Genomic DNA, 25,404 nt, shown 5'->3' on the forward strand with positions numbered 1-25,404 from the left:
CTCGGGTCAGATCGCGAGCTGCACGTCGTACCGCCGCAGCCACGCGTCGAACTGCAGCACCATCTCGATGTTCATCCGGCTCACCCACTGGTGGGCGATCTCCGAGGGCCGGTCCAGCGTGGCCCGGACCGCGGGGAGGTCGAGCAGCGGCAGCGACGGCGAGGACCGGTCGTTCACCAGCGCCGACAGTTCGTCGCGGAGCATTTCCGCGTACGCCGGATCCTGGGTGACCGGCCACGGGCTCTTGGCGCGGTCGAGCACCGAGTGGGGCACCAGGTCGCGGACGGCCGCGCGGAGCAGGCTCTTCTCGCGGCCGTCGAAGGTCTTGAGCCGCCACGGGGTGTTGTAGAGGTACTCGACCAGGCGGTGGTCGCCGTAGGGCACCCGCAGTTCGAGCGCGTTGGCCATGGCGAGCCGGTCGTCACGGTCCAGCAGCATCGGCAGCCACCAGGTGAGGGTGACGTGGGTGATGCCGCGCATGAGCCGCTCGGTGTCGTCCTCGTCGCCGGCCAGCGGCGCCGCCGCGAGGGCCGTCCGGTACTGGTCCCGGTAGTACGAGCCCAGGTCCAGCTTGGCCATGAAGCCCGGGTCGAACAGGCCGCGGCCCTGACCGCGCGGCGACCCGGGCATGAGGTACTCCTTGGCGACCCAGGGGAACATGTCGGCGGCGAGGAGCTGCTGGTGGTACATCCAGCTGTAGCCGCCGAAGATCTCGTCGGCGACCTCACCGCTCAGCGCGACCGTCGAGTGTTCCTTGATGCGGCGGGCGGTCAGGTAGTTCGACGTGTCCATGTCGCCCAGCGTGGTGGGCATGTCCTGCGCGTAGAGAACGGCGTCGCGGGCGGCCCGGTCCATCAGGTCGCGGGTGCTGAGCTGGATGCGGACGTGGTCGGCCTTGAGGTGCCGGGCGACCTCGTCGGCGTACACCTCGTCCGGCGCGAACCGGACGTCATCCGGCTGGAAGGCCTTGGCGTAGTCGTCGAACGTGGTCACGAAGGTACGGATGCGCTCCCCGTCGAGCTTCCAGCGCCAGTACGCGGCGATCGCCGACACGGCACTGGAGTCGACCCCGCCGGAGAGCGCCGTGCAGAGCGGCACCTCCGACTCCAGCTCCCGGAGCACGATGTCGTGCAGCAGCTCCCGGATGTGGCCGACGGTGCCGTCCAGGTCGTCGGTGTGCGGCCGGGCCTCCAGGGCCCAGTACCGCCGCTGCGCCATCCCGGCGCGGCCGATCGTCAGCGTGGTGCCGGGCAGCACCGCGCGCAGGTCCCGGAAGACCGACATGCCGGGCCGCTTGGCGGTGGCGAACAGCTCCTGGAGGTTGTCGAGCCCCACCACCGGCTTCACGAGCGGGTTGGCCAGCAGCGCCTTCGGTTCGGAGCCGAACAGCACGCCCTCCGGACGGCGGGCGTAGAAGAGCGGCTTCACGCCGAGCCGGTCGCGGACCAGCACCAGCTCCTGGCGGCGCAGGTCCCAGATCGCGAACGCGAAGATCCCCTCCAGCCGGGAGGCGCACTCCACGCCCCACTCCAGGTACGCCCGCAGCACCACCTCGGTGTCGCTGCGCGTACGGAACTCGTGCCCGCGGGCCCGCAGTTCGGTACGGAGCTGCTTGAAGTTGTAGACCTCGCCGTTGTAGACGATCGTGGCGACCTGGCGGCCGTCCTGCTCGACGGTCAGCGGCTGCGCGCCGCCGGCCACGTCGATGATGGCCGTACGGGTGTGCCCGAGGGCGGCGTGCCCCCGGATCCACACCCCGGAGTCGTCCACCCCGCGGTTGGTCAGGGTGTCCGTCATCGCCCGCAGTGTCGCGCGCTCCCCCGCCAGGTCACGCCCGAAGTCCACCCAGCCGACGATGCCGCACATGCGCATCACCCCTCGCCTCGCGTCCGACTACGCGCAGCCTGCCGGGCACCGTTCCAGGCGACCTCGAAGGCGACTCGACGGGAGGCGCACCGGTGATCGATGGCCAGCACCACGGGACGTAGGTAGCCTCACCCTGTGCCGGACGAGATCCACAAGGCGTTGCTCGAGAGCTTGCTGGGATGCCTGGCCTTCCTGGAGCACAGCGACAGTGACACCGTCGATCCTGACTCTGCGATGCGTGCCTTGGAGAACGCGGCGTATCCGCTGCTGAACCTGTCTGACGCCGACCGGGCGTCGCTCGTCACGATGTTCGAGCAGATGGCCACCGAGGAGACGGACGCCGGGTGGCGCGAGTTCATCCGACTCCAGCCCCGTGGCCTGGGCCTCGTACCGGCCGACGATAGCGACATCGGGGCCATCGGATAGCACCTCGGCCGTGCAAGAGGTCGCCGACGGGGAGGTGACAGGTGGGCAGGAGTCGACGTCGGAGAGCATCCGGGCCAGCGGTAGAGCCAGGGCCGGCAGCAGCGGCGACGGATGAGCGGCTGTCCCTGCTGGAGTCGAGGATCGCCGAGCTCCAGCGCGATACACGGCGACGGGCCTCCTGGTACCGGGAGCCCAGCGTCCTGGTCGCGATCCTGGCGCTCGTCCTGTCCCTCGTCTCGGTCTACCTCACGTACCGGCAGGGCGTCGAGCAGAAGTCACAGGAGTCGAGGGCGGAACTCGGGCAGCTCATCCAGCGGATATCAGACCTTTCACGGGACAGCGTGGCCAAGGCGGAGGACGAGGAGGGGCAGGCCGTCGTCCGGCAGCCTCCGGCCCGGGTCGACAACGAGAGGGTGGCGCTGGCCCAGCAGGCCGCGGACATCATCCGACGGATGCCGGATGAGGTGTCGGCGCACGAGTGCTATCTCGTCGCGCAGGCCTTCTACGAGTCGAAGAGATTCGCCGAAAGCCGGGAGATCGCCAGGATCGGAACGTCGAAGAGGGTCGACGGGATCACCCACCCCGCGCTCTACAGGGTGGAAGCCGGGTCCTCCTTCGCCGACGGCTACCTGGAAGAGGGCCGCCGGGCGATGCGGGGGGCCATCGACTCGTCGCCATCCGCTCCGGAAGAAGAGCGCGTGTACAACCGCGCGTACAACGAGGTCTTCTGGGCGGACTGGGAACGGAAGGCCCGCGCCTGCACCGAGGCGCACCAACATTTCGAGAACGCGAAGCGTCTCACCGAACAACTCACCTCGGAGACCTACCGCGCGCAGATGGGCAAGCTCGTCGCCGAGCCCGAACCAGCTTGCCCCTGACGTGCTTCAAGCGGGACGCGCATGCCAGCGAGCGAGGGTCGGAACGCCGAGGTAAGGACCGTCTTCCCGGAGATCGTAGGGCTACCCGCCCTGAGCAGGTGGGATCAGCCAGGCGAGGGGTTGGCCGTTGAGAGCGGCGTCTGCCAGGCGCCGGGCGGATGTGGTCTTGAGCGCGGCGCAGGAGCTGTCGATCCAGCGCTGAACGTTGTCGACGCCCTGGTGACGGTACTCGACGGCTTGGACCAGGCACTCCAGCTTGTCGGCGTCGCGGGCGACGACGGCTTCCCGGGTCTCGCCGGCCTCGTACTCGGCGACGGCGGCCGTGATGACGTCGGCGACGGCCGGTGGGCAGGCAGCGACCTGGTCGGCGGTGACGGCCGTGTTGGGTACGGCGGTGAGGTAGCGCTTGGCGACGTGGGGTATGTCGGTGATCCGGGTTTCCTGGGTGTCGTGCAGGACGCAGAGCATGGAGACGCGGGCGGGGTCGGCGCCCTCCATGGCGGCGAGCATCATCCCGATGAGCGCGGTGCGGAAGGAGTGCTCGGCGATCGACTCGGGCTGCTTGACGCCGGCGAACCACCAGCCGGTGCGGGCCGCGCGTTTGAGGACTCCCGCCTCGAAGATGAAGCTCATCGCGCCGGCGGCGTCCTGGTCGTCACTCATCTGCCCGTCCTGGTGATCCATCTACGCGAAGGCTGTAGACGCTAGACGTTAGTTGCTCCCGGACTGCGACGAGACGCGGTCGCCCCAGGAAGGCGACGTCGGATAGCGAGGACGAGTCCCGCTCCCACTACCGGCGACGGTCGATACTTGCCGGGTGGTGGAGCAGCCTTCGACGGAATTGACCCGCTGGACGATCCACGGCGAGCGGATCGTGGACGACACGCGGCGGGCGCGGTTGAGCATCGCCGAGGTGGAGTTGCCTGACGGGGGTGCGCTTCGAGCAGTACGTGATCCGCGCGCCTCGCTCGGCGATGGTCGCCGTCCTGGATGGCCAGCACCGGCTGCTGCTGATGCGGCGTCACCGCTTCGTCTTCGACCGATGGGTGTGGGAGCTGCCCGGCGGCTACGTCGATGACGTCGAGGAGCCGGCGGTGTGCGCGGTCCGCGAGGTCGAGGAGGAGACAGGCTGGCGGCCAGGCGCGGTGGAGCCGTTGCTGACGTTCCAGCCGTGGGTGGGTACCGCCGACGCCGAGAACATGGTATTCCTGGCGAGGTCCGCGGACCACACCGGCGCTCCAGTGGATGTGAATGAGGCCGAGCAGGTCGCCTGGATCCCACTGAACGAGGCGCGGCAACTGATCACGACCGGCGAGATCGTCGGTGCGGGGACTGTGATCGCCGTACTGGAACTGGTCACCCGGCGGGCGCTCGGCGACCTGTAGGCCACGTCCGTCGCGCAGTCGGCATCGATCCAGGGCTAAGGAGCGGTACGGTCAATTGCGGTGACCGCCGCACAGACGTCGGCGGAGGCCGCGGCCCAGACACCTACCTGGGAGCAGTGCGATGGCCCCATCGGTGGATCCCCGCTTCGGCGTAGCGCTACGCGAGCTTCGTGAACGACACGGATTGTCTCTGCGCTCCCTGGGCCAGCTTGCTCACCGGAGCAAGAGCCACCTGCATGAGTTGGAGACGGGACTCAAGGCTCCGACCCTCGACACCGCTCGCCACCTGGACCAGGTGCTCGACGCGGGCGGTTCGCTCGCTCGCCTTGTTGAGGTGCCGGTCGACCACGCCGCCGAGGCCGCCGAGCTGAGTTTGAGAGTCGCCGCAAGTGATGTCAGCAGGGACGTGCTCGACCGCATCGAGCAGGGCGTTGACGACCTCGCCAGCGCCTACCCGACTGTGGCACCGGCCGACCTGCTGCCGCTGGTACGACGGCAGCTCGCCTACGTGGTGCGTCTGCTCGACGGGCGCGTCACACTCGCCCAGCAGCGCCGCCTCCTGGTCGCCGGCGGCTGGCTGGCGGTGCTACGGGCCACCGTTCACATCGACCTCCAGCAACGATCAGCGGCGAAGGCACATCTGAAGGCTGCTCTTGACCTCGCCAATCACGCCGAACACGCTGAGATCCGGGGATGGTGCCTGGAGACGCGGGCTTGGGACGTGCTCACCCAGGGCGACTATCGCAAGGCGCTCGACCTCTCCCTTCAGGCCCAACAGGTCGCCCCGAAGGGCAGCTCCGCCCATGTCCAGGCCACCGCCCAGGAGGCGCGCGCGTGGGCGCGGATGGGTGACGTTCGTTCGACCCGGCACGCCCTCGAGCGGGTGGAGCGGCTGACCGCGAACCTGCCGGTCCCCGAGCGGGCCGAACACCACTATCGCTACGACCCGGCAAAGGCCGCCGCCTACACGGCGACGACGTTGGCGTGGGCGGGCGATCCCGGCGCCGAGCAGGTCGCTCGGGCCGTACTCGCCGATCTGGACCCGGATGGCGACGGTGGGGCACGACCCCGCCGGTCCGCGTCGGCGCGCCTGGACCTGGGCCTTGCCCTGGTCGCCGCGGGGCAGCTCGACGAGGCGACCGCTCTGGGCGCGGAGGCTGTCGCGTCCGGGCGGGTCGTGCCCTCGAACTGGTGGCGGGCGGCCGAGCTGTTGGCGAAGGTGGAACAGGCGGGGGTGCCGGAGGCAGCGGCCCTACGCGAGCTGTGCACCGAGTACGCGCCACGCCGTCAGCCAACAGCGGACGGGACAGCCAGTTAGCGGACAGTCACCCTCTGGATCGACGCCCCGCTGCGGGGTGACGCTGTCCTCCTTGGACGAGGGTGCGGGACGCAGGATGCAATCCGTCGGCAGCGGATCCGCGCCTTCCGAACGGAGGGAGCGGAACCGTGAAGGCGATCATCGGACTGCTGCGCCGGCTCGCCAGGCGGCTCTCTCCGTTGGCACCAGTTGCATCCGGCACCGGACAGCGCATCCAGGCAGGTGAGCAGGAGGCAGCCCGACAGCGGCTGCTGGGACAGGCACGCGCTGCGGCGCGACAGTCCGGGGCTGATGGCGAGCCGGCTGATCGCATGCCAACGGCACGGTCGGTGGAGCGGGGCGAGTGACCACCCACGGACCGGTGTTGCCGGTCTGGAGCTGCGGCGGCTGCGGCGCCCCGTGGCCGTGCCCGACTCGACGGCGGGAGCTGCGTGCCGAGTACGCGGACGCTCCGGTGTCCCTGGCCCTGTACATGGGCGCGCAACTCGTCCGCGCCACCGAGGACCTGACCTGGGCGCCTGCCGGCACGCTGCACCGGCGGTTCCTCGGCTGGCTGCGGTGAGCATCCTGCGACCGGGGGACGAGAAGTTCCACTACAGCGACGGGTCTCACCGGTGGATCCCGCCCGACCCGGACTACGACCAGGAGGTCTGGAACGAGCAGGTCCGCCAGCACAAGCAGGGTCACCTGAGGAACGAGCGTCCGAAGGTACGCATCCAGCGTCCCCTCTGACGCCAGCAGACAGCAGGCCCGTTACCGGATCGCACCGGTGTCGGGCCCGCTGGTCGTGCCGTCAGTCGTGGTCGATGTGCGGCGGGGTGCCGGGGGCCTGGCCGGGCTCGGTGACGACGAACTGGCCCATCATGCCCTTGTCCTCGTGCAGCAGCAGGTGGCAGTGGTACATGAAGGGGACGTCGCGGTCGGCGTACTCGCTGAACCGCACCGCCAGCCGCATCGGCACCTCAGGCGTCGTGTAGACGGTGTCCTTCCAGCCCGCCAGCTCCGGCGGCGGCGCCGCGCCGTTGACCGAGAGCACCTGGAACTGCGTGCCGTGCACGTGGAAGTTGTGCGGCTTCGGGAAGGGGCTGATGACCTCCCACACCTCGGTCGTGCCCTTCGTGACCCCGAAGTCGATGCGGTTCATGTCCATCCCCAGGCCGTTGATCTGGCTCGTACCGGCCAGCTCGAAGCGGCGGGCGGCCGGCGCGGCGGCGTCCACGCCGAGGCGGGGCGGGTCGGCGAGGGTGGCGGCCGGCTCGGGTGACGGGGTGAGCTGGTCGGCCGCGCGGAGTTCGAGGACGTCGAACCGGTCGTCGCCGCCGGTGATCCGGCTGTTGATCGGGTCGAGGCCGAGCTCCGGCGGGTAGCTGCGCAGCACGATCCGCTCCCCCGGGCGTACGGTGACGACGATCTCGGCGCGCTCGCCCGGGGAGAGCTGGACGCGCTCGGTGGTGTGCGGGGCGGGCAGCAGGCCGCCGTCGGTGCCGACCAGCGTGAACGGCCGGTCGCCGGAGAGCCCGAAGTTGTAGACGCGGGCCGGTGAGGCGTTGACCAGGCGCAGCCGGACCCGCTCGGTGGTGACCTTGTGGTACGGCCCGACGGTGCCGTTGACCAGCAGCGTGTCGCCGAGGATGCCGACGTCGGCGATCCGCGAGTATCCCTCGTCGAGCTGGTTGAAGTCGCCGAGGTTGACGTCCTGCACGATGACCGGGACGTCGTCGACGCCGTACCGGGTGGGCAGCCGGGCCGCCGACGCCGCCGGCTCGTCCACGATGAACAGGCCGGCCATGCCCCGGTAGACGTGGTGGGCGGTGCGGCCGTGCGGGTGCGGGTGGTACCAGAGCGTCGCGGCCGGCTGGTCGATCTTCCAGGTCGGCGACCAGGTGGCGCCCGCGCGGATGGGCTGGTGCGGGCCGCCGTCCATCGCGGCCGGCAGGTGCATGCCGTGCCAGTGGACGGTGGTCGTCTCGGGCAGGTCGTTGCGGACGTTGACGAGCACCGTCTCGCCTCGGGTCGCCCGCAGGGTCGGGCCGAGGTGCCCGTTGTCGAAGCCCCACGTGCTGGTCGCCCGGCCGGATAGGAACTGGCGCTCACCGGCGCCGGCGGTCAGGTCGAACACGCGCCGCCCGCCCTCCTGGCGGCCGGTGAGCAGCGGTGGGATGGCCAGCTCGTTGAGGAAGTCGACGTCGCCGACGGTGTCGACGTCGCTGACCGCGTACCAGATGCCGAAGCCGCCACCGGCGACGGCCAGCACCGCCGGCACGCCGATCAGGCCCGCCTTCAGGATGCGGCGCCGGGTGGACCGGCGGCGGCCGGCGGTCTCGGCCGGTGGGGTCGCCTGGGCGGGGGTGTCCTGCGGGGAACTCGCCAGCAACGGTGTCTCCATCGTGAAGCGGCCGAGGGGCCGGTGACAGGGCCGGACGGGCGCGGACCGCGGCACACCCCGCCGGCTACCAGCCGGCCCGGGCATGCCGCGGCCCGTACGCTACGTGCGGCTCAGATTACTCGACGCGAATGGATCGGGTGGGGCATCCACGTACCGCGATCCGTACGTCCTCGTGAAGTTCGGCCGGCGGCTCGGGGTCGAGCACCTCGACCTGGCCCTCCTCGTCCTGGTCGAAGACCTCCGGCGCCTGGTAGACGCAGAGGCTGCTCACCGCGCAGGTCTCCTTGGTCGCAATCACACGCATGATGACCACCGATCGCCGTGTCGTCCGGTCCGTCGGCGGCGGGCATCCGCCGCCGCGCGCGCCCGATCGTCGGACAGGAGACTCGAGAGCCGGTACAGCCGCGCGTCGAGCGGCGTTCCAAGGCGGGCCGGCACGATCGGGGACGTCCTCCGTCCGCGCCCCGAAGGGAGCCGCCCGATGACGGGTACGGTCACCGCGTCCCCCGCTCGCCTGCTCCGCCTCGGCAACGCCTTCTGCGAGTCGCAGGCGCTGCTGACGGCGGTCGAGCTGGACCTGTTTCGTACGCTGCGGGACGCGCCCGCCACCGGCGGGGAGATCCGCGACCGCCTGGGGCTGCACGGGCGCGGGCTGGACGACTTCCTGAACCTGCTGGTGGCGCTCGACCTGCTGTACGTCGAGGACGGCCGTTACCGCAACGCCGACGACGTCGACCGCTTCCTGACCGGCCGGGGGCCGGAGGACGTGACCGGGTTCCTTCGCGGCGCGAAGGCCAACCTCTATCCGGTGTGGAACGGGCTGACCGAGACGCTGCGCACCGGCCGGCCGCGCACCCCGGCGGAGGACTTCGCCGGCATGCTCGCCGACCCGGCCGGGGTCCGGCGGTACGCGCACATGATGGACGGCGTGCTGCGCCCGCTGATCCCGCGGCTCCTGGCCGCGATCGACTGGACGGCGTACGGCTCGGTGCTGGACGTGGGCGGCTGCCGGGGCAGCCTGGTCGGTCAGCTCGTCCTGGCCCACCCGCACCTGGCCGGGCACGTGTTCGACCTGCCGCAGCTCGGCCCGGTCCTCGCCGAGCACATGGCCGAGCTGGGCACCGCCGACCGGGTGACCTTCCACGCCGGCGACTTCTTCGCCGACCCGCTGCCGCCCGCCGACGTGGTCGTGTTCGGCCACATCCTGCACAACTGGCGGCCCTGGCAGCGCGAGGAGCTGGTCTGGGCCGCGTACCGGGCGGTCCGGCCGGGCGGTGTGCTGCTGGTGCACGACCGGATGCTCGACGAGGCGTCGCCCCGCGTCGACAACCTGGTCGCCAGCCTCATCATGGCGCTGGTCACCGAGGAGGGCTCGGAGTACCCGGTCGGCGAGCTGGCCGGCTACGCCAGGGCGGCCGGCTTCACGTCGGTGCGCCAGCAACCCCTCGACGACAACGAGACGCTGGTGATCTGCCACCGCGCCGCCTGACCGTCCCAGCACCACGCAGACCCCCCCCCGCGATCTTGCAGTTTCGGCCCTTCTTTTGTCGCTTGTGCGGCCTTTGCCGGGGCAGGAAGTGCAAGATCGCGGGGTTGGGTGCCCCGGCACGGCGAGGCCGGGGTACGCCGCTTGCGGCGTACCCCGGCCTTTCGAACCGTGCCGTCAGGCGGCCTTGCGGGCCACGACCAGGGTGTCGTCGTCGCCGAGCAGGCGGTCCTCGATCTTGACGAAGCCGGCGGCCTCGGCGTGCTCGCGCAGCTCGCCCACCGTGTACTCGGAGCCGCCGTCGGTGACCAGCAGCATGTCCAGGCTGATCACCAGGTTCTCGACGCGACTGGACGGGCGGTCGAGCATCCGGTCGTACACGAGCAGGACGCCGCCCGGGTTGACCGCCTGGTACGCCTTCTCGACCAGGAACTTCCGCTGGTCGCGGTCCCAGTCGTGCAGCACGTGCCCCATCACGACGATGTCCGCACGGGGCAGCGGGTTCTCGAAGAAGCTGCCGCCGTGGAACGTCAGCCGGTCGGTGAGGCCCTTCTCGGCGGCCTGCTCGGCGAAGAACGGCTCCATCTGCGGCAGGTCGAAGACGTGCCCGGCCAGGTTCGGGTGGGCGGTGACGATCTGCGCCGCCAGGCTGCCCCGGCAGCCGCCCACGTCGAGCACCGAGCCGTAGTCGGACCACTCGCCGAACGCCTCGATCAGTTGCGGGCCGAGAACCCGGGTCAGCGCGTCCATGGAGTGGATGAACTGCTTCAGGATCTGCGGGTTGTCCACCACCGCCTCGAAGCTGCTGCCCGACTGCGGCTGACCGGTGCGCAGCGCGTCGGCCAGGCGGCCCCACGCCGGGTACAGGTTGCGGTTGGACCGCTCGATGAAGCCGCCGATGTACGACTCCTCGCCGCGCACCAGGAACCGGTCGGCGCCCTCGGCGTTGCGGTAGCGGCCGTCCGCCCGCTCCAGCAGGCGCAGCTCGACCAGCAGGTCGAGCCAGTCGGACAGGCCGCGGCCGTGCAGGCCGAGCCTGCTCCGGATCTCCTCGAGGCTGGCCGGGCCCTCCCGCAGGGTGGTGAAGAGGCCGAGTTCCACCGCCGTCAGCAGTGCCTTGGCATCGCAGAAGGAGTTGGCCAGCCGCAGGATCCCGGCTGGCCGGCTGGTGTCTGTCGCTGTCGTGGTCACTGAAACCGCCCGCCTTTACGCTCGAACGCCGACGTCGATCTTCTTCATGGACCACCGGGCGATCTTGAGGGACATCTCGATCGCCTCGGTGGCGTACCGCACCATCTCGGCCTGGTAACCGGCCACCGCCTCGGCCAGGGGCGCCTCGCCCCGGGCGACGGCCGTCAACGCCCGGCACAACGCGCTCGCGTCGCGCAGGGCGGTATTCGCGCCCACTCCCCCGGTCGGCGGCATCAGGTGCACCGCGTCGCCGAGGGGGATCACCGGGCCGGGCTCCCAGGCCCGCACCGGCACCGTCGCCCGCAGCGCGAGGGGGTAGGTCTCCGCGGGCTGCGCGTGGGCGAAGACGCCGCGCAGGTCCGGGTGCCAGTCGACGGTACGGTCGAGCACCAGCCGGCACAGTTGCTCGCCGGTGAGCCCGAAGAACGCCTCGTCGTCCATGCCGAGCAGGTTCTTGTGGACGCTGAAGACGGACATGTAGTAGTCCTCGGACCCGCCCATCTCCAGCCCCGGCCACAGCTCCTCGGCCGCCCGCGCCGGCGGCGTCCGGAACACCATCGGCATGAGGGCGAGCCGCAGCCCGTCCGGCGCGGTCACGTTGACGAACCGGTCGCGCAGCGACTCGGGCAGGCCCGCCTCGATCGCCGCCGCGCGGGGCGTCCGGGACAGGATCGCCCGTACGCCGAGGTCCTGGGTGGTGTCGTCGGGGCGGAGCTGGGCGCGGACGGCGGAGTGCGCCCCGTCGGCCGCCACCAGGATGTCGCCGACCGCGTGGTCGCCGTCGGCGAAGTGCGCCACCACCTCGTCGCCGACCTGCTCGTAGCGGACGAACCGCTTGCCGAAGCGGACCGCGTCGTCGAGGCCGGCGAGCAGCACCCGGCGCAGAGTCGCCCGGTCGACCGCGTCGATCTTGTCCGGCGCGTCGCCGCGCGGGTCGTCGAAGGTCGGCGCGGGCAGCGGGTTGAGCCGCTCGTCGAAGGCGACCAGGCCGAGCTGGTGCCGGTCGTTGGCGGTGGCGGTGAGCAGGTCCTGTGCCCGCCGGGGCAGGCACTCCCGCAGGGCGGTCTCACCCTCGGGGCTGATCCGCAGCCGGTACCCCTGCATGCGGCCCTCGGCGGAGGTGTCCCGCTCGTAGACCGTGACGTCGGCGACGCCGGCCTGGCGCAGCCCCTGCGCGAGGCAGAGCCCGCCGACGCCGCCGCCGACGACGAGCACCCGCATCCGCCGGCCGTTCTGGTTTCCCATGGCGGCGTCAGCCGAGGACCACGGCGGCGATCCGGTCGAGGTGGTCCGGATCGGCCGTGCAGGACAGGATCAGCAGCTCGTCGCAGCCGTTGGCGGCGTACCCGTCGACGACGTCGCGGAGCTTGCCCTCGTCGGTGATGGCGCCCTTCGCGAGGTGCTCGACCATCTGGCCCATGTAGGCGTAGTAGCTGTGCATGTGCTCCAGGGCGAGCTGCTGCCCGTCCGGCCCGAGCGAGACGTAGAGGTTGGCGCCCATTCGCGGCTCACCCTCGCGCTTCTCCTCGGCCCACAGCTCCTTGACCTTGGTGACCAGCTCTGGGTACTTGTGCGGCGGGCCGCCGGGGGAGATCCAGCCGATGCCGTAGCGGGCCGCCCGGCGCAGGCCGGCCGGCGAGTGCCCGCCGACCCAGATCGGGATGTCGCCGTTGGTGGGTCGCGGCCCGACCCCGGGCACCGGCCCGGCGCCCTGCCACACCTGGCGGAGATCCTCGAGCATCGCGTCGAGCCGTCGGCCACGGGTGTGGAAGTCGGTGCCGGTGGCGGCGTAGTCGTCCTCCCGCATGCCGGCGGAGACGCCGAGGATCAGCCGCCCCTCGGAGAGCCGGTCGAGGCTGGCGAGCTGCTTGGCCAGCTCCACCGGGCTGGGCCGGTACGCGGCCAGCAGGATGCCGGTGACCAGCTTGATCCGCTCGGTCACCGCCGCGGCGGCGGCCAGCGAGACGATGCCGTCGTAGTTGTCGTACACGACGCGGTCGGCGACGGTCAGACTGTGGAAGCCGAGCCGCTCGGCGCGCCGGGCGAACTCGATCAGTTGTCGCCCCTGCGCGCCGGGGATGGTCGTCGGCAGGCAGACTCCGATATCCATTGCGGACTCCCTGGGATTCACCGGTCGGGTTTCCTGCCGAGCGTCCGGGCGCCCGGCGGCACCGCCCTCCTCCGAGCGGCGGTGCGGCCACTGTGGCCGGGAGCACCGGAGCGCCGGTCGAGCGGCGGTCGACCTCAGGTGGGGCGCGGCGCCGCCGGGACCGTCCGCTCCCGCCCGGCCCGGGCGGTACGCCCACGCTCGACACCCCCTCGAGGCCGGTCGTGTCCGATGGAGGTCGCGCGTCAGCGCCGAATGTCCGTGAGCTGCGCACCGGCCGTGCCAGCCGTACCGGCGGAGGGATGCCCCCTGAAACTCGGAGCGATCATTGAATGGGCGGACGACCTCGCGGAGTTCCGGAGCGTCGTCCGACTGGCCGATGACCTCGGATACGACGTCATCGGGGTCGGCGACACGCCGGCCCGCGCCTACGAGATGTACGTGTCGCTCACCGTCGCGGCGTACGAGACGCGACGAGCGACGCTCACGCCGATGGTGACGACACCGTTCTTCCGTCACCCGGCGGCGACCGCCACCGCGATCTCCACGCTGCACGAGGTGACCGGTGGCCGGACGATGCTCGCGGTCGGCAACGGCGGCAGCGTCCGGCGGGTCGTCGGCCGCTCCCCGGTGGCCACCCCGCACGAGCTGCGCGACTACCTGACCGCCGTACGGGCGGTGCTGCGCGGCGACTCGGCCCGGGTCGACGGCTTCGACACCGAACCGCTCGAACGGGTCCGCGACGTGCCGGTGCTGGTCGCCGCGGACTACCCGAAGAGCCTGCGGCTCGCCGGCGAGCTGGCCGACGGGGTGGTGACCACGGTCGGCATGTCCACCGAGCGGGTGGCCCGCAAGGTCGCCCAGGTCCGGGCGGCCGCCGAGGCCGCCGGCCGGGACCCGGACGCGGTCCAGGTCTGGGGCTTCAGTTTCATCTCGGTCAAGGACAGCCGGGCCGAGGCGAACGTCGAGATCGGCGCGGCGCTCGCGTCCGACGTGGCGCTGCGGCTGAAGTCGCCGCACATGCGCTCCACCGTCCCGCCCGAGCTGCTGCCCGCGGTGGAGGAGATGGAACGGCGCTACGACGTCTGGGACCACACGATCGGCGGCAAGAACGCGCGGCTGCTGGAGGAGCTGGGCCTGGTCGACCTCGCGCTGGAGATGACCGGGGTGACCGGCACCGAGGCCGAGGTCGGTGCACACCTGCGCCGGCTCGAGGAGGTCGGGGTGTCCGGCATCCTGGCGGCGCTCCCGCCGCTGGCGGACCCGAAGGGGCTGCTGCGCCGGCTGAGCCAGGCCGCCGCCACCTGACCCGGAGCGACTGCGCCCCCAGGACCGACCCGTACACGGAATCGCCCCACCTCCGCTGCGGAGGTGGGGCGATCTCCCGTCGGACCGCCGGCTACCGGCGCTGCAGCCCGAGCCGCGGTTCGAGCGCCAGGTAGAGGCCCTCCACCGCGTTGTCCGGGTTGAACGGGGACTGCTTCATCTCGTGGACCCGGTTGAGGTTGTTCAGCGGGTTCGGGTCGCCGCTGGTGTCGCCCTGCAGGTGCGACTGGACCAGCTTGTACGCGTTCTCGGCGTCGTTGAGGTCGGCGATGCCGGTGATGATCCGGTCGAACGCCGCCTGCAGGTGCAGCCGGTCCCGCTCGTCGCTGGTGAGCCGCTGCGCGTTGTAGAAGTGGTAGTCCTTGCCGCGGTAGCTGTCGTAGAACACCGACACGAGCACGAGCAGCCGCTCGTACGCGTGCCGGTAGACGGTCTGGTAGAACCGCCCCGCCTGGTCCTCGGCGACCTCGCCGCGCAGCACACTGGAAATGCTGGCCGCGGCGAGCATGCCGCTGTACGTGGCGAGGTGCACGCCGGTGGACAGCAGCGGGTCCAGGAAGCACGCCGCGTCGCCGGAGAGCAGGAAGCCCGGCCCGGCGAAGGTCTCCGACACGTACGAGTAGTCCTGCTCGACCTTCATGTCGGCGACCTGTTCGGCGCCTTCGAGCATCTCCAGCACGGTCGGGCAGGTTGCGAGGGCCTCGTCGTAGACGGCCTGGATGCTGCCCAGCCGCTGCCGGCTGTCGTTGAACAGGTCCCGGCCGGTCACCAGTCCGACGCTGAGCGTCCCGTCGTGCAGCGGGATCGCCCAGAACCAGCCGTTGGGCACCGAGCAGACGGCGATCGCCCCGTCCGGCCCCTTGCCCAAGGGCCGGGCGCCCTTCCAGTACGACCAGGCGGCGACGTTGCGGAACACGTCGTGCAAGCGGCGGCTGTGCAGGTGCCGGGTGGCCATCACGCCGCCGCGCCCGGACGCGTCGACCAGCTGGTCGAAGGCGATCCGCCCGCCCTTGTCGGCGTTCTTCGTCTCCTGCCAGCGGGCGGCGACCGCCCGGTCGCCGTCGAACTCGATGTCGCGGACGGTGATCCCCTCGATGACCTCGACGCCGAGCTCCCGGGCGTGGTCGAGCAGGATCTGGTCGAACTCGCTGCGGACCACCTGGAAGGCGTTGGCGTTGTCGGAGCCCTGGTCGGTGAAGCGCACCTCCCACTCCTCCGGCCCCCAGGCGAAGTACGCGCCGCCCTTCGGCTGGAAGCCGTGCGCCTCGATCTTCTCCCAGACGCCCAGCTTCTCGAAGATCGGGCGACAGGACGGCAGGATCGACTCCCCGATGTGATATCGGGGGAAGCGGTCCCGCTCCAGCAGAGTGACCTGGAAGCCCTCCCGGGCCAGCAGGCCGGCCGTGGTGGAGCCCGCCGGGCCGCCACCGATGATCAGAATCTGGGTTGATTCACGCATACCGAGAGCATGATGATCGCTGATGGGTGGCCGGTCGATCGCGGGTCGAGGCGCCATGGCCTCACGCCGCCACGTCCGGGCCGCGCAGCGGGATGCCGTGCTCCTGCGCGCGCAGGCGCTCCTCGGCGGTCTGCTCGACCCGCCGCATGGTGAGCCGCAGCACCGGCGGCGCCATCATCGAGGTGGCCACCGCCACCAGCACCAGGATCGTGTACGTCTCGACGCCGAGCACCCCGAGACGCAGGCCCACCATGGCGATGATGATCTCGATGACGCCGCGCGCGTTCATGCCGGCACCCAGGGCGAGGGACTCCCAGTGCCCGAGCCGGCTCATCCGCGCGCCCACGTAGGCGCCGACGAACTTGCCGACGACCGCGACGGTCAGGACGACCAGCGCGGAGAGCAGCACCGACGGCCGGGACAGCACGGTGAGGTCCATCCGCAGGCCGGCGATGGCGAAGAAGAGCGGGGCGAGCACGGACATGACGACGGTCCGCAGTGGCCGCAACCGCGACCGGTCGAGGGCGCCCGAACTGCCGATCACGATGCCGCACACGAGCGCGCCGAAAACCGCCTCCAGGTGCAGCAGGTGCGTCGCGGCGGCGGCGAGCACCACCAGGACGACGACCGTCGTCACGGTCACCGCCTCCCCGTCGTCGCCGTCGGCCCGCGCGGCGGTGCGCAGAGCCCGGCGGACCAGTGGGCGGGCCAGCACGGCCAGCACGAGGACGGCGACCAGGGCGACGAGGGAGAACGCGATGCCGCCGGCGCGGACCCCGGTGGTGGCCATCGCGGAGACGACGGAGAGCAGCATCCAGCCGACGATGTCGTCGACGGTGACCGCGCAGAGGATCAGCTGCCCGACGTTGCGGTGCACCAACCGCAGCTCGGTCAGGGTCTTGGCGATGACCGGGATGGCGCTGACGCCCATCGCCACGGCGAGGAAGAGGGCGAAGGTGATCTCGTCCACCCCGTCGGGCATCAACGACTCGGGAAGGGCCAGCCCGGTGAGCACGCCGAGGGCGACCGGCAGGAGCACCCCGGCGGCGCTGATCCGGGCGGCGGTCAGCCCCCGGCGCCGGACCAGGTCCAGGTCGAGCTGGATGCCGGTGAGCCCGACCAGCAGCAGCACACCGACCTGACCCACGGCGTCGAGCAGGTTGATCTGGATGGCCGACTGCGGCAGAAACCAGTCGCCGAGGCCGGGCAGGTGGCCGAGCAGGCTGGGCCCGAGCAGGACGCCGGCGCAGAGCTCGCCGGCGACCGCGGAGAGGCCGAGCCGCTGGGCGAGCCGGCCGAGCAGCAGCGCGGCCAGCAGGAGCAGCCCCACCTGGAAGAGGAACCGTTCGAGATCCGTCGCGGAGATCAATCCGAGCGGCGCGGTGGCCAGGGTCATGTCGTCCTCCCGTTGATGTCCTGGTCACCGGGCACCGCCGCCGACAACGGGACAGCCTTACCGCGCGGGGCGCGGTAAGGCTGTCCGCGGAAAAGCGGGTCAGAGGCAGGGGCCCTCGTAGGCGCCGATGTTCGGCGTGGTGCCGGTGACCTCGTTGCCGTAGAAGTCGCGGCCGCCGTTGTTCGGCACGGCCACACCCGCGTCGATGGCCGGCGAGCCGCACCGGAGCCGGAAGCCGGCCGGCCGGTCGGTGGTCGTGTTACGGAACAGCGGGTCGCCGTTCAGGGCGTTGGTGGTGTTGGCCGCCACGGCGTTGACGTTCTGGTACAGGTTGTGGTCGTAGACGCCCACCGGGTCGTCGATCCGCGCACCCGTCGCCTTGCCGGAGAAGATGTTGTTGGTGAAGGCGATCGAGGTGTGCGGGAACGCGCCCGCCAGGTTCTCCGCGTTCGGCGCGTAGATCGTGTTGTTGTAGAACTTCGAGTTGGTGATCCCGTTGTCGCAGCCCGCCGCGACCACCGGGATGATGAAGCCGTTGAGGTTGATGTCCTTGTCGTTGTCGCTGATGTTGTAGCGGATGACCGCTCCGTCGGAGAACGACCCGCTCGACGCGCAGAACAGGATGAACGGCCCGTTGTTGTCGTGGCTGTAGTTGTACTGGTAGAGCGGGTCCTTGGTGCCGGCGTCGACGGTGAGCGAGAACGACGGCGGGAAGGCGGCGCCGCCGGTGATCTCGTTGTGCTCCAGCACCGGGCGGTCGGAGTTGTACGCGAGGATCGCCGCGTGCGACTGGGCGGCCCGCAGGCCGAAGCCGTCGATCTTGTTGCGCGCGGTCCGCGAGTCGACGCCGTTCATCACCAGGATGCCGTCGCCACCCAGGTCGGACAGGGTGTTACGGAGGAACTTCACGTTCGTCATCGGCATGAAGTGGTTGCGCCCAGCGGGGAACATGTCGCGCTTGGACCAGCTGGAGAGCGTGCCGATGCCGACGTTGTCGACGCCACTCACGACGCTGTCGGTCACCCGGATCCCGTCGAAGGTGGTCGGCACCGAGTCACCGGTCGCCTCGAAGAGGACGCCGCCGCTGTTCTCCAGGGCCGGGTCCAGGCAGTCGCAGCCGGGCACGTCGTGGACGTAGACGTTCTCGACCACGTAGTGCTTGCCGGTGCCGAAGTTCTCCAGCAGTACGTAGATGCCGACCCGGGCGGTCCCGTCGACCGGGCCCGGGTTGGTCACCTCCAGGTCGCGGATCTCCCAGCCCTGCACGTTGCGCAGGAGGACCGCCGCCCGGGTGCCCGGCGCGACGATCTTCGGCCGGGCGCCGGTGCCGTACGCCCCGACCTTGATCGGCGACGACGCGCTGCCCGACCCCTTGGGCTCCAGCACGCCCTGGCACGTGGTGCCGCGGCGGAAGAGGATCGAGTCACCCGGGCCGAAGGTGGCCTTGTTGACCCGCTCCAGCGACCGCCAGGCGGTCGTCGGCTTCGTGCCGTCGGCCGAGTCGTTGCCCGCCACGCAGTCGACGTGGTACGTCCGGGCCTGCCAGGTGCCGGCGTTGGCCGGCGAGGCGGGCGTGACCGCCGCCGCCAGGCTCGCGCTCAGGGCGACCATTAATATCCGACCTCCGATTCGACGTACGCGGGCCAGACGTGTTCGGGGACGACCAGGGGTATCTGTCATGACGCGGACTCCAATGGCTGTGCCCGGCCCACCGCCCCTGAGCTGCGGGGACGGCAGGACCGGTGCGGACGGGCGGTAGCCCGTCCATGGTGGAGTTCCCGTCTCGATGTGGGCTCGACGGTTGGGATTCCCTCGACCGCCGCTACACCGCCCACCCCTGCCGCCGCCACGCTGCGTCCGCGAACTCCAACTCACAGCGAGCACTGGTCAAGAACCACTCGACGAGGCGGGTCCGATTGTCGTCACCGCCCGCCTCGACGACCTCGTCGACCATCGCCAGCCACTCGGCGACGTAGTCGGCGAACCCGTCGTACGCCAGGTACTGCTCGATCCACGCCCCGTAGCGCGACGAGAGGTCGGCGCGCCGCCGCAGGTCGTCGGAGACGAGCAGGTGGAACCAGCTCATCGGCAGCAGGGCGCCGACGCCCGCCGCGAACGACGTCACCGGCGCCGCGAGCATGACCGACGTGTACGCGTGCACCGCCGGCCCGGGGCCGGCCGGGGCCGGGCCGGTGGGCCGGCCGAGCGTCTCCGCCAGCCGGCCCAGTTCCCGGTCCAGCCGGGGCAGCGAGCCCACCGTGGCCTGCGCCGCCCCGGCCAACAGGCCGGCGTGCTCCACCCGGTCGGCACCCGCCGCGCACCGGGCCAGCGCCCGCGCGTACGCCGGCACGACGTACCGGGCGTCCTGCTCGGCGAACCACCACAGCGCCTCCGGCGGGAGCGTCCCGTCGCGCAGCCCGGCCCAGAACGGTTGGGCGGTCACCCGCTCCACCAATGGCGCCGCGAGCGCCGCCAACTCGTCCTGGGGCCGGGCCCGGGTCGCCGGCCCGGCGGTCACGACGCCGCCGGGGTCAGCCGCTCGGCGCCGGACACCTCGGCGAGCACATCGGTCAGCACCTTCTCCGGCTCGCCGGAGCCCTCGACGCTGCGCCAGGCCACGAACGCGTCCGGCCGCACCAGCACCGCGCCGCGCGGGGAGACGCCGAACGCCGCCGCCCAGTCGGCGCCGGTCGTGGTGACGTCACCGCCCGGGCCGACGCGTACCGACCGCAGCGGCACCGAGGTCCGCGCCGCGAGCCGGGTCGCCGCCTCGTGCCAGCCGTCGTCCTCCGCCCCGCTGATCACCACGAACGAGTCCCAGAACAGGTCGATCGTGGACAGCTCGCGGGCACCCTCACGCAACCACAGGTGCGGTGCCCGGGTGCCCGGCTCGCCGGCCAGGGTCAGCGGCGCGGTCAGCACCGGCGGGTGGTCGTCGGCGAGCACCGCCGCGGACCGGTACCGGTAGCCGAGGGTGATGATGATGTCGTCGACCATCTCCTTCTCGGGGCGGCCGTCGCTCTGCCCGTGCCGGATCCGGTTGCGGACCATGGCCTGCTCCGCCATCGCCGAGCCCACCGCGTGCCGCTCCTGGTGGTACGTGTCCAGCAGCGCGGAGTTGCCCCAGCCGTGCAGTTCGGCGGCCAGCTTCCACGCCAGGTTGTGCGCGTCGTGGATGCCGGTGTTGGCACCGAACCCGCCGGCCGGCGGGTGCACGTGCGCCGCGTCGCCGGCCAGGAAGACCCGGCCGACCCGGAACCGGTCCGCCACCAGCTGCGAGCCCTCCCACGGCACCTTGGCCATCACCTCGACCGCCATGTCGGGCTTGCCGGCGGCCTCCCGGACGATCCGCACGCAGCGCTCGTCGGTGAAGTCCTCCGGCGACTCGCCCCGGTCCGGGTGGTAGACCGGCGCGGCCAGCCACGGGTCGCACCCGTGCAGCCGGGACAGCCCGGTCATCGTCCCGCCCACCGTGGCGTAGCAGAGGATGAACGGCCGGTCGGCGAGGATCCGCTCCAGCTCCGGCGCACGGAAGTAGATGCTGAGCGCGTGGAACACCGAGCCGCGACCGGAGCGTCCGACGCCCAGCAGGCCCCGCACCGAACTGCCGGCCCCGTCGGCCCCGACCAGGTAGCGGGCCCGGATCGTCCGCTCGGCGCCGCTCTCGTCGGTCACCGTCGCGGTCACGCCGTCCTCGTCCTGCGCGACGGCGGTCAGCCGGGCGCCGAAGCGGATCTCCGACCCGAACTCCGTCGCCTTGGCCGCCAGCACCACCTCGTAGCGGTCCTGGCCGCAGCCCATCACCCGCTCCGGGCTGATCTCCGGGCCGTCCAGCGACGGGGCCTCCAGCACCTCGGCGTCCGCGATGTCGGAGTACGTGTTGACCCGCAGGATCCCGCCCTCGAAGTAGCGGTGCGAGTCGCCGATCTCCAGGGCCCGGATGTCCGGGCCGATGCCGGCGGCGCGGAACAGCTCCATGGTGCGCGCCTGCAGACCCGGGGCGCGGGGCAGCCGGGAGGTGTTGGGCCGCTTCTCCACCACCAGGGTTCGCACCCCGTGCCGGCCGAGGAAGACCGCCGTGGACAGGCCCACCGGGCCGGCGCCCACGATCAGTACCGGTACCTCTTCGTCGTACATCCTGCTCCTCCTGGGCTCGTCGGCTCAGCTCGCCCGGGCCACCGGGCCGCGCGCGGCCGCCGCGGCCTCGACCAGCCCCTTGATCCGGTTCATCTGGATCACCGTGTTGCGGTTGAGGTGCGCGGTCATCGCCTCGTCGTCGACCGGCGCCTGCGGCTTCATGTGGAAGTCCTGCACCCAGCGCATCCGCACCCCGCCGTCGACCTCGGCGTACGTCCAGTGGATGTTCATGTACTCGAACGGGCCGGTCTCGATCCGGTGAGCCCGGACCTCGCGACGCTCCCGGTCGACGGTGCGCTTCGACACCCAGCTCCACACCGTGCCGTCCTCGTCGGGGTGCATGGTGAGCCGGAACGTGACACTGTCGCCGTCCCGTTCGAGGATCTCCGCGGCGGCGTACTCGCTGAACAGCTGCGGCCACGACGCCACGTCGTTGGTCATGTCCCACACCACGTCCATCGGCGCGTCGATCACGATCGCGTTGTCCGTGTGTCCTGCCATGGTGCTGTCTCTCCTCACTCGACACCGGTCCGGGTTCCACACCCGGCCGGCCGCTCCGGTCAGCCCGCCGCGGTGACGACCGCGGCGGCGTTGAAGCCGCCGTACCCGCGGGCGGCGACCAGCGCCGTGCGCAGCCGCGCCTCCCGGGGCACGTCCCGCACCAGGTCCAGGTCGCACCCCGGAGCCAGCCGCTCCACCCCGACGGTCGGGGGGATCACCTGGTCCCGGAGGGCGAGCAGGGCGCACGCCAGGTCCAGCGCGGCGCCGCCGGCGTAGAGCCGGCCGGTCATCGTCTTCGGCGCGGTCACCGGCACCCCGGCCGGACCGAACACGGCGGTGATCGCCGCCGCCTCCGCCCGGTCGGCGTCCGGCACACCGGCCGCGTCGGCGAACACCACGTCCACGTCGGCCGGGGCGACGCCCGCGTCGGCCAGCGCCAGCTCGATCGCCCGGCGCAGGCCGGGTTCCCGCCCGGAACCCGGCCGCGGGTCGAAGGTGGCCGCCTGCCCGGCGATCGCGCCGTACACCTGCGGTGCGCGGCGGGCCCGCGCGTCGGCGGCGTCCTCGACGATCAGCATCGCGCCGCCCTCACCCGGCACGTAGCCGCCGGCGTCGGCGTCGAACGGCCGGTACGCCCGCCCCGGATCGTCGCCGCCGCTCAGCGTGCCCTTGCTGAGCTGCGCGGTCAGCCCGTACGGGCACAGCGACGCGTCGGTGCCGCCGGTGACGACCAGCCGGGTCCCCTGCTGCACGAGCGCCCGGGCCTGCCCGGCGGCGTCCAGCGCCCCGGCCTGCTCGGTGCAGACCACGCCGCACGGCCCGCGCATCCCGTGCCGGATGGAGATCTGCCCGGTGGTGGCCGCGTAGAACCAGGCGATCGACTGGTACGCCCCGACCCACGACGGGCCCTTCGTCCAGAGCCGCTCGATCTCCCGCTGCCCGAACTCGGTACCCCCCGAGGAGCTGGCGGTGACGACGGCCATCTCGTACTCGGGGAAGGCCGCCGGGTCGGCGCCGGCGTCGTCGAGGGCCCACGCGGCGGCGGTGAGGCCGAGATGCGTCCAGTTGTCGGTCTGCGGGATGAGCCGGCTCGGCACGTACGCGGCGGCGTCGAAGTCGCGGACCTCGCCGGCCAGCCGCACCGGGTAGCCGGTCGGGTCGAAACGGCTGATCCGGTCGATGCCGCTGCGGCCGGCGAGCGTCGCCGCCCAGTACGCCTCGGTGCCCAGCCCGTTCGGGGCGGTGACGCCGATCCCGGTCACCACGGCCGTCCGGCTCATCGGGGGTCCTCCCCGCGGTCCTTGGTGATGACCATCGCGGTCTGGAAGCCGCCGAAGCCGCTGCCGACGCTGAGCACGCCCCGCATCTGGTGCTCGCGTGCGGTGATCGGCACGTAGTCCAGGTCGCACTCCGGGTCCGGGTTGTGCAGGTTGGCCGTCGGCGGCACCACCTGCTGCTCCAGCGCCAGCGCGCACGCCGCGACCTCGATCGAGCCGATCGCGCCGAGCGAGTGCCCGACCATCGACTTGATCGAGCTGACCGGCACCCGGTACGCCCGGTCGCCCAGCGCCCGCTTGAACGCGGCGGTCTCGTGCCGGTCGTTCTGGCGGGTGCCGGAACCGTGCGCGTTGATGTAGTCGATGTCCGACGGGTCGAGCCGGGCCGCCTCCAGGGCCTGCCGGATCGCCTCGGCCATCTCCCGGCCGTCGGGCTTCAGCCCGGTCATGTGGTACGCGTTGCTGCGGCTGGCGTAGCCGGCGATCTCGGCGTACACGTGGGCGCCCCGACGGCGCGCGGCCTCGCGCTCCTCCAGGACCAGCACGGCGGACCCCTCGCCGAGGACGAACCCGCGCCGCTTCGCGTCGAACGGGCGGGACGCGTGGGCGGGGTCGTCGTTGTCCGGCGAGGTGGCCTTGATCGCGTCGAAGCAGGCGGCGGTGATCGGCGACAGCGGCGCGTCGGTCGCGCCGGCGACGACGACGTCGGCGCGACCGGACCAGATGAGGCTGGCCCCGTTGCCGACGGCGTCCAGCCCGGCCGTGCACCCGGTGGAGATCAGCGACACCGGGCCCTCGGCACCGACCGTCCAGGCCACCTCGGTGGCCATGGTGCTCGGCACCATGTAGCCGTACAGCTGCGGAACCACGTACCCGGGGTCGACCAGCCAGCGCCGGCCGCCGTCGCTGAGGACCAGGTACTCCTCCTCCAGCCCGGTGGTGCAACCGACCGCGCTGCCGATGCTCACACCGGTCCGCTCCGGCGGCACGTCGGCGTCCTCCAGCCCGCTGTCCGCCCACGCCTCGCGGGCGGAGACCACGGCGAACTGGGCCGCCCGGTCCATCCGGCGGATCTCCTGGGGACTCAGCCCGTTCGCGGCCGGATCGAAGTCGCACTCGGCGGCGATCCGGGACCGGAAGTGCGAGGCGTCGAAGAGGGTGATGGGACGGGTGGCGGTGCGCCCGGCGGTGAGCAGGTCCCAGTACGCCTTGGTCCCGATGCCCCCGGGCGCCACCACGCCGATGCCCGTCACGACCACCCGACGGTGTCCGGTCATCGGCGCGGGCCCCCCACGTCCGGGACCGGGGCGCCGCCGGAGGCGGCGGGCAGCTCCTCGGTGTCGACGTGCCCCAGCTCGGGCCGGGGGGCGAGCGGGCTGAGGTGGAACACGGCCCGCACCTCCTCGGTGCCGGCGTTCCACACCCGGTGGCGCTTGCCGATCGGCACGAGCAGGCCCTCGCCGGGAAGGAGGTCGACCTCGCCGGCGTCCTCCACCCGCGCGGTGAGCCGGCCGGCCACGACGAGCAGGAACTCCTCCGAGTACGGGTGGTAGTGCTCGGTCACGTGCTCGCCCGGGGCGAGGGTCAGGGTGCCCATGAAGCCGGAGGTGGAACCCACCGTCTTCGGGCTGAGCACCACCCGGATGTCCCCACCGCGCCGCCGGTTCGCCGGCACGTCACGGGCGGAGACCCGCAACGCGCGGGTCGGGGTCTGCGCGACTTCACTCACCGGGGGCCTCCCAGACGTAGAAGGGGTCGGCCATGGCGTCCTTCGGCTCGCGCCAGTTCGGGTCGTACGGCCGGATGTGGTGGGACAGCTGCTCGTTGATCTGCCCGTAGAGGGGGTGGCTCCGGGCCTGGTAGAGCCGGGGCGAGATGTCCTCGTCGGCCTCCACCAGGTGGAAGTACAGGTCGTGGAAACGGAAGAGCGTACGGCGCGTGACGCCGATCATCCGCGGCAGATCGGTGGAGTCCGAGCTGGCGAATATCTTGGCCACGTCGTCCGCTTTCTCAGGGGCCATCCGGGCAACGATCAGCGTTCGATGCACACCAATCACCTCTCACTCGTTGCCGCCGATGATGCGGCATCTTCCGACAGGGACGGTCGAACGCTGCTCGACGCTTCGGCGGGGCCGGCGACACCGGTGCGGTCCGCGTACCCGGGCCCGCGTCTGCCTCGACAGCCGCTCGACGGCGCGGCGTACGGATCGTGCGGCCGGCCTGGTGAGAGCCGGTGCGCGCACCCGCCACTAGGGATTCACCCAG

Annotated in this window: 25 protein-coding genes and 1 pseudogene; 9 read left to right on the forward strand and 17 right to left on the reverse strand. The window is 71.8% G+C overall.

Annotated elements, in window-relative coordinates; all coding sequences use genetic code 11:
• Nucleotides 1-6: 6 nt before the first annotated feature.
• Nucleotides 7-1,866 (reverse strand): asparagine synthase (glutamine-hydrolyzing), encoded by a 1,860-nt coding sequence (gene asnB / locus ACTMS0_RS12235; RefSeq protein WP_441155258.1) that lies wholly within the window; start codon nucleotides 1,864-1,866, stop codon nucleotides 7-9.
• A gap of 135 nt (nucleotides 1,867-2,001) precedes the next feature.
• On the opposite strand from asnB, the gene ACTMS0_RS12240 reads away from it, so the two are divergent.
• Nucleotides 2,002-2,292 carry a hypothetical protein gene (locus ACTMS0_RS12240; protein WP_441155259.1) on the forward strand — a complete coding sequence of 97 codons (291 nt, stop codon included), beginning with the start codon at nucleotides 2,002-2,004 and terminating at the stop codon, nucleotides 2,290-2,292.
• A gap of 41 nt (nucleotides 2,293-2,333) precedes the next feature.
• Complete coding sequence (locus ACTMS0_RS12245; protein WP_441155260.1) at nucleotides 2,334-3,170, forward strand: hypothetical protein; 837 nt, start codon at nucleotides 2,334-2,336, stop codon at nucleotides 3,168-3,170.
• Between the two features lie 81 nt (nucleotides 3,171-3,251).
• On the opposite strand, the gene ACTMS0_RS12250 is transcribed toward ACTMS0_RS12245, so the two are convergent.
• A complete protein-coding gene (locus ACTMS0_RS12250; RefSeq protein ID WP_441155261.1) occupies nucleotides 3,252-3,833 on the reverse strand; it encodes an HD domain-containing protein in 582 nt (193 codons plus the stop codon).
• Between the two features lie 154 nt (nucleotides 3,834-3,987).
• On the opposite strand from ACTMS0_RS12250, the pseudogene ACTMS0_RS12255 reads away from it, so the two are divergent.
• From ACTMS0_RS12255 to ACTMS0_RS12275, 5 genes and pseudogenes are all read left to right on the forward strand, one after another.
• Nucleotides 3,988-4,555, forward strand: a pseudogene (locus ACTMS0_RS12255) (NUDIX hydrolase).
• Nucleotides 4,556-4,676: 121 nt separating this feature from the next.
• On the forward strand, nucleotides 4,677-5,873 hold the full coding sequence (locus tag ACTMS0_RS12260; protein WP_441155262.1) for a helix-turn-helix domain-containing protein: 1,197 nt from the start codon (nucleotides 4,677-4,679) through the stop codon (nucleotides 5,871-5,873).
• A gap of 128 nt (nucleotides 5,874-6,001) precedes the next feature.
• Nucleotides 6,002-6,220 (forward strand): hypothetical protein, encoded by a 219-nt coding sequence (locus ACTMS0_RS12265; RefSeq protein ID WP_441155263.1) that lies wholly within the window; start codon nucleotides 6,002-6,004, stop codon nucleotides 6,218-6,220.
• Nucleotides 6,217-6,435, forward strand: a complete 219-nt coding sequence (locus ACTMS0_RS12270) for a hypothetical protein (RefSeq protein ID WP_441155264.1) — start codon at nucleotides 6,217-6,219, stop codon at nucleotides 6,433-6,435. Before ACTMS0_RS12265 ends, ACTMS0_RS12270 begins: the two co-directional genes overlap by 4 nt.
• Nucleotides 6,432-6,605: a hypothetical protein gene (locus ACTMS0_RS12275; RefSeq protein ID WP_441155265.1), complete on the forward strand. Its 174-nt coding sequence runs from the start codon at nucleotides 6,432-6,434 to the stop codon at nucleotides 6,603-6,605. The genes ACTMS0_RS12270 and ACTMS0_RS12275 overlap by 4 nt, the downstream gene beginning before the upstream one ends.
• A 61-nt stretch (nucleotides 6,606-6,666) precedes the next feature.
• Here the strand turns inward: ACTMS0_RS12275 and ACTMS0_RS12280 are convergent, their stop codons facing one another.
• Both ACTMS0_RS12280 and ACTMS0_RS12285 read right to left on the reverse strand, forming a co-directional pair.
• Complete coding sequence (locus tag ACTMS0_RS12280) at nucleotides 6,667-8,247, reverse strand: multicopper oxidase family protein (protein WP_441155266.1); 1,581 nt, start codon at nucleotides 8,245-8,247, stop codon at nucleotides 6,667-6,669.
• Between the two features lie 127 nt (nucleotides 8,248-8,374).
• Nucleotides 8,375-8,563, reverse strand: a complete 189-nt coding sequence (locus tag ACTMS0_RS12285) for a ferredoxin (protein WP_441155267.1) — start codon at nucleotides 8,561-8,563, stop codon at nucleotides 8,375-8,377.
• A gap of 177 nt (nucleotides 8,564-8,740) precedes the next feature.
• On the opposite strand from ACTMS0_RS12285, the gene ACTMS0_RS12290 reads away from it, so the two are divergent.
• A complete protein-coding gene (locus tag ACTMS0_RS12290) occupies nucleotides 8,741-9,748 on the forward strand; it encodes a methyltransferase (protein ID WP_441155268.1) in 1,008 nt (335 codons plus the stop codon).
• Nucleotides 9,749-9,922: 174 nt separating this feature from the next.
• On the opposite strand, the gene ACTMS0_RS12295 is transcribed toward ACTMS0_RS12290, so the two are convergent.
• From ACTMS0_RS12295 to ACTMS0_RS12305, 3 genes are read right to left on the reverse strand one after another with little or no spacing between them, the layout of a single operon-like run.
• Nucleotides 9,923-10,936 carry a methyltransferase gene (locus ACTMS0_RS12295; protein ID WP_441155269.1) on the reverse strand — a complete coding sequence of 338 codons (1,014 nt, stop codon included), beginning with the start codon at nucleotides 10,934-10,936 and terminating at the stop codon, nucleotides 9,923-9,925.
• A 15-nt stretch (nucleotides 10,937-10,951) separates the two neighbouring features.
• Nucleotides 10,952-12,181 carry an FAD-dependent oxidoreductase gene (locus ACTMS0_RS12300; protein ID WP_441155270.1) on the reverse strand — a complete coding sequence of 410 codons (1,230 nt, stop codon included), beginning with the start codon at nucleotides 12,179-12,181 and terminating at the stop codon, nucleotides 10,952-10,954.
• Between the two features lie 7 nt (nucleotides 12,182-12,188).
• Entirely contained in the window at nucleotides 12,189-13,046 is an 858-nt protein-coding gene (locus ACTMS0_RS12305) for an LLM class flavin-dependent oxidoreductase (RefSeq protein WP_441155271.1), read from the reverse strand.
• A gap of 276 nt (nucleotides 13,047-13,322) precedes the next feature.
• On the opposite strand from ACTMS0_RS12305, the gene ACTMS0_RS12310 reads away from it, so the two are divergent.
• A complete protein-coding gene (locus tag ACTMS0_RS12310) occupies nucleotides 13,323-14,351 on the forward strand; it encodes an LLM class flavin-dependent oxidoreductase (RefSeq protein WP_441155272.1) in 1,029 nt (342 codons plus the stop codon).
• Between the two features lie 91 nt (nucleotides 14,352-14,442).
• Here ACTMS0_RS12310 and ACTMS0_RS12315 read toward each other — a convergent pair whose 3' ends face one another.
• The 10 genes from ACTMS0_RS12315 to ACTMS0_RS12360 form a co-directional block, all read right to left on the reverse strand.
• Nucleotides 14,443-15,828 (reverse strand): NAD(P)/FAD-dependent oxidoreductase, encoded by a 1,386-nt coding sequence (locus tag ACTMS0_RS12315; protein WP_441155273.1) that lies wholly within the window; start codon nucleotides 15,826-15,828, stop codon nucleotides 14,443-14,445.
• 61 nt (nucleotides 15,829-15,889) lie between these two features.
• Nucleotides 15,890-17,224 carry a cation:proton antiporter gene (locus ACTMS0_RS12320; RefSeq protein WP_441155274.1) on the reverse strand — a complete coding sequence of 445 codons (1,335 nt, stop codon included), beginning with the start codon at nucleotides 17,222-17,224 and terminating at the stop codon, nucleotides 15,890-15,892.
• Between the two features lie 99 nt (nucleotides 17,225-17,323).
• Nucleotides 17,324-18,835 (reverse strand): right-handed parallel beta-helix repeat-containing protein, encoded by a 1,512-nt coding sequence (locus tag ACTMS0_RS12325; RefSeq protein WP_441155275.1) that lies wholly within the window; start codon nucleotides 18,833-18,835, stop codon nucleotides 17,324-17,326.
• 211 nt (nucleotides 18,836-19,046) lie between these two features.
• On the reverse strand, nucleotides 19,047-19,742 hold the full coding sequence (locus ACTMS0_RS12330) for a TenA family protein (protein ID WP_441155276.1): 696 nt from the start codon (nucleotides 19,740-19,742) through the stop codon (nucleotides 19,047-19,049).
• Nucleotides 19,739-21,361, reverse strand: coding sequence for an FAD-dependent monooxygenase (locus ACTMS0_RS12335; protein ID WP_441155277.1), 1,623 nt, complete (start codon nucleotides 21,359-21,361; stop codon nucleotides 19,739-19,741). Before ACTMS0_RS12335 ends, ACTMS0_RS12330 begins: the two co-directional genes overlap by 4 nt.
• A 24-nt stretch (nucleotides 21,362-21,385) precedes the next feature.
• Nucleotides 21,386-21,862 (reverse strand): SRPBCC family protein, encoded by a 477-nt coding sequence (locus tag ACTMS0_RS12340; RefSeq protein ID WP_441155278.1) that lies wholly within the window; start codon nucleotides 21,860-21,862, stop codon nucleotides 21,386-21,388.
• A gap of 59 nt (nucleotides 21,863-21,921) precedes the next feature.
• Nucleotides 21,922-23,142: a ketosynthase chain-length factor gene (locus ACTMS0_RS12345; RefSeq protein WP_441155279.1), complete on the reverse strand. Its 1,221-nt coding sequence runs from the start codon at nucleotides 23,140-23,142 to the stop codon at nucleotides 21,922-21,924.
• Nucleotides 23,139-24,416 carry a beta-ketoacyl-[acyl-carrier-protein] synthase family protein gene (locus tag ACTMS0_RS12350; RefSeq protein WP_441155280.1) on the reverse strand — a complete coding sequence of 426 codons (1,278 nt, stop codon included), beginning with the start codon at nucleotides 24,414-24,416 and terminating at the stop codon, nucleotides 23,139-23,141. Before ACTMS0_RS12350 ends, ACTMS0_RS12345 begins: the two co-directional genes overlap by 4 nt.
• The gene (locus ACTMS0_RS12355) at nucleotides 24,413-24,868 is read right to left on the reverse strand and encodes a cupin domain-containing protein (protein WP_441155281.1); all 456 of its coding nucleotides are present in this window, start codon (nucleotides 24,866-24,868) and stop codon (nucleotides 24,413-24,415) included. The genes ACTMS0_RS12350 and ACTMS0_RS12355 overlap by 4 nt, the downstream gene beginning before the upstream one ends.
• Nucleotides 24,861-25,196: a TcmI family type II polyketide cyclase gene (locus ACTMS0_RS12360; protein ID WP_366597785.1), complete on the reverse strand. Its 336-nt coding sequence runs from the start codon at nucleotides 25,194-25,196 to the stop codon at nucleotides 24,861-24,863. Before ACTMS0_RS12360 ends, ACTMS0_RS12355 begins: the two co-directional genes overlap by 8 nt.
• Nucleotides 25,197-25,404 lie beyond the last annotated feature (208 nt).

The organism is Micromonospora sp. H33 (genome assembly GCF_052068455.1).
Classification (GTDB): domain Bacteria; phylum Actinomycetota; class Actinomycetes; order Mycobacteriales; family Micromonosporaceae; genus Micromonospora.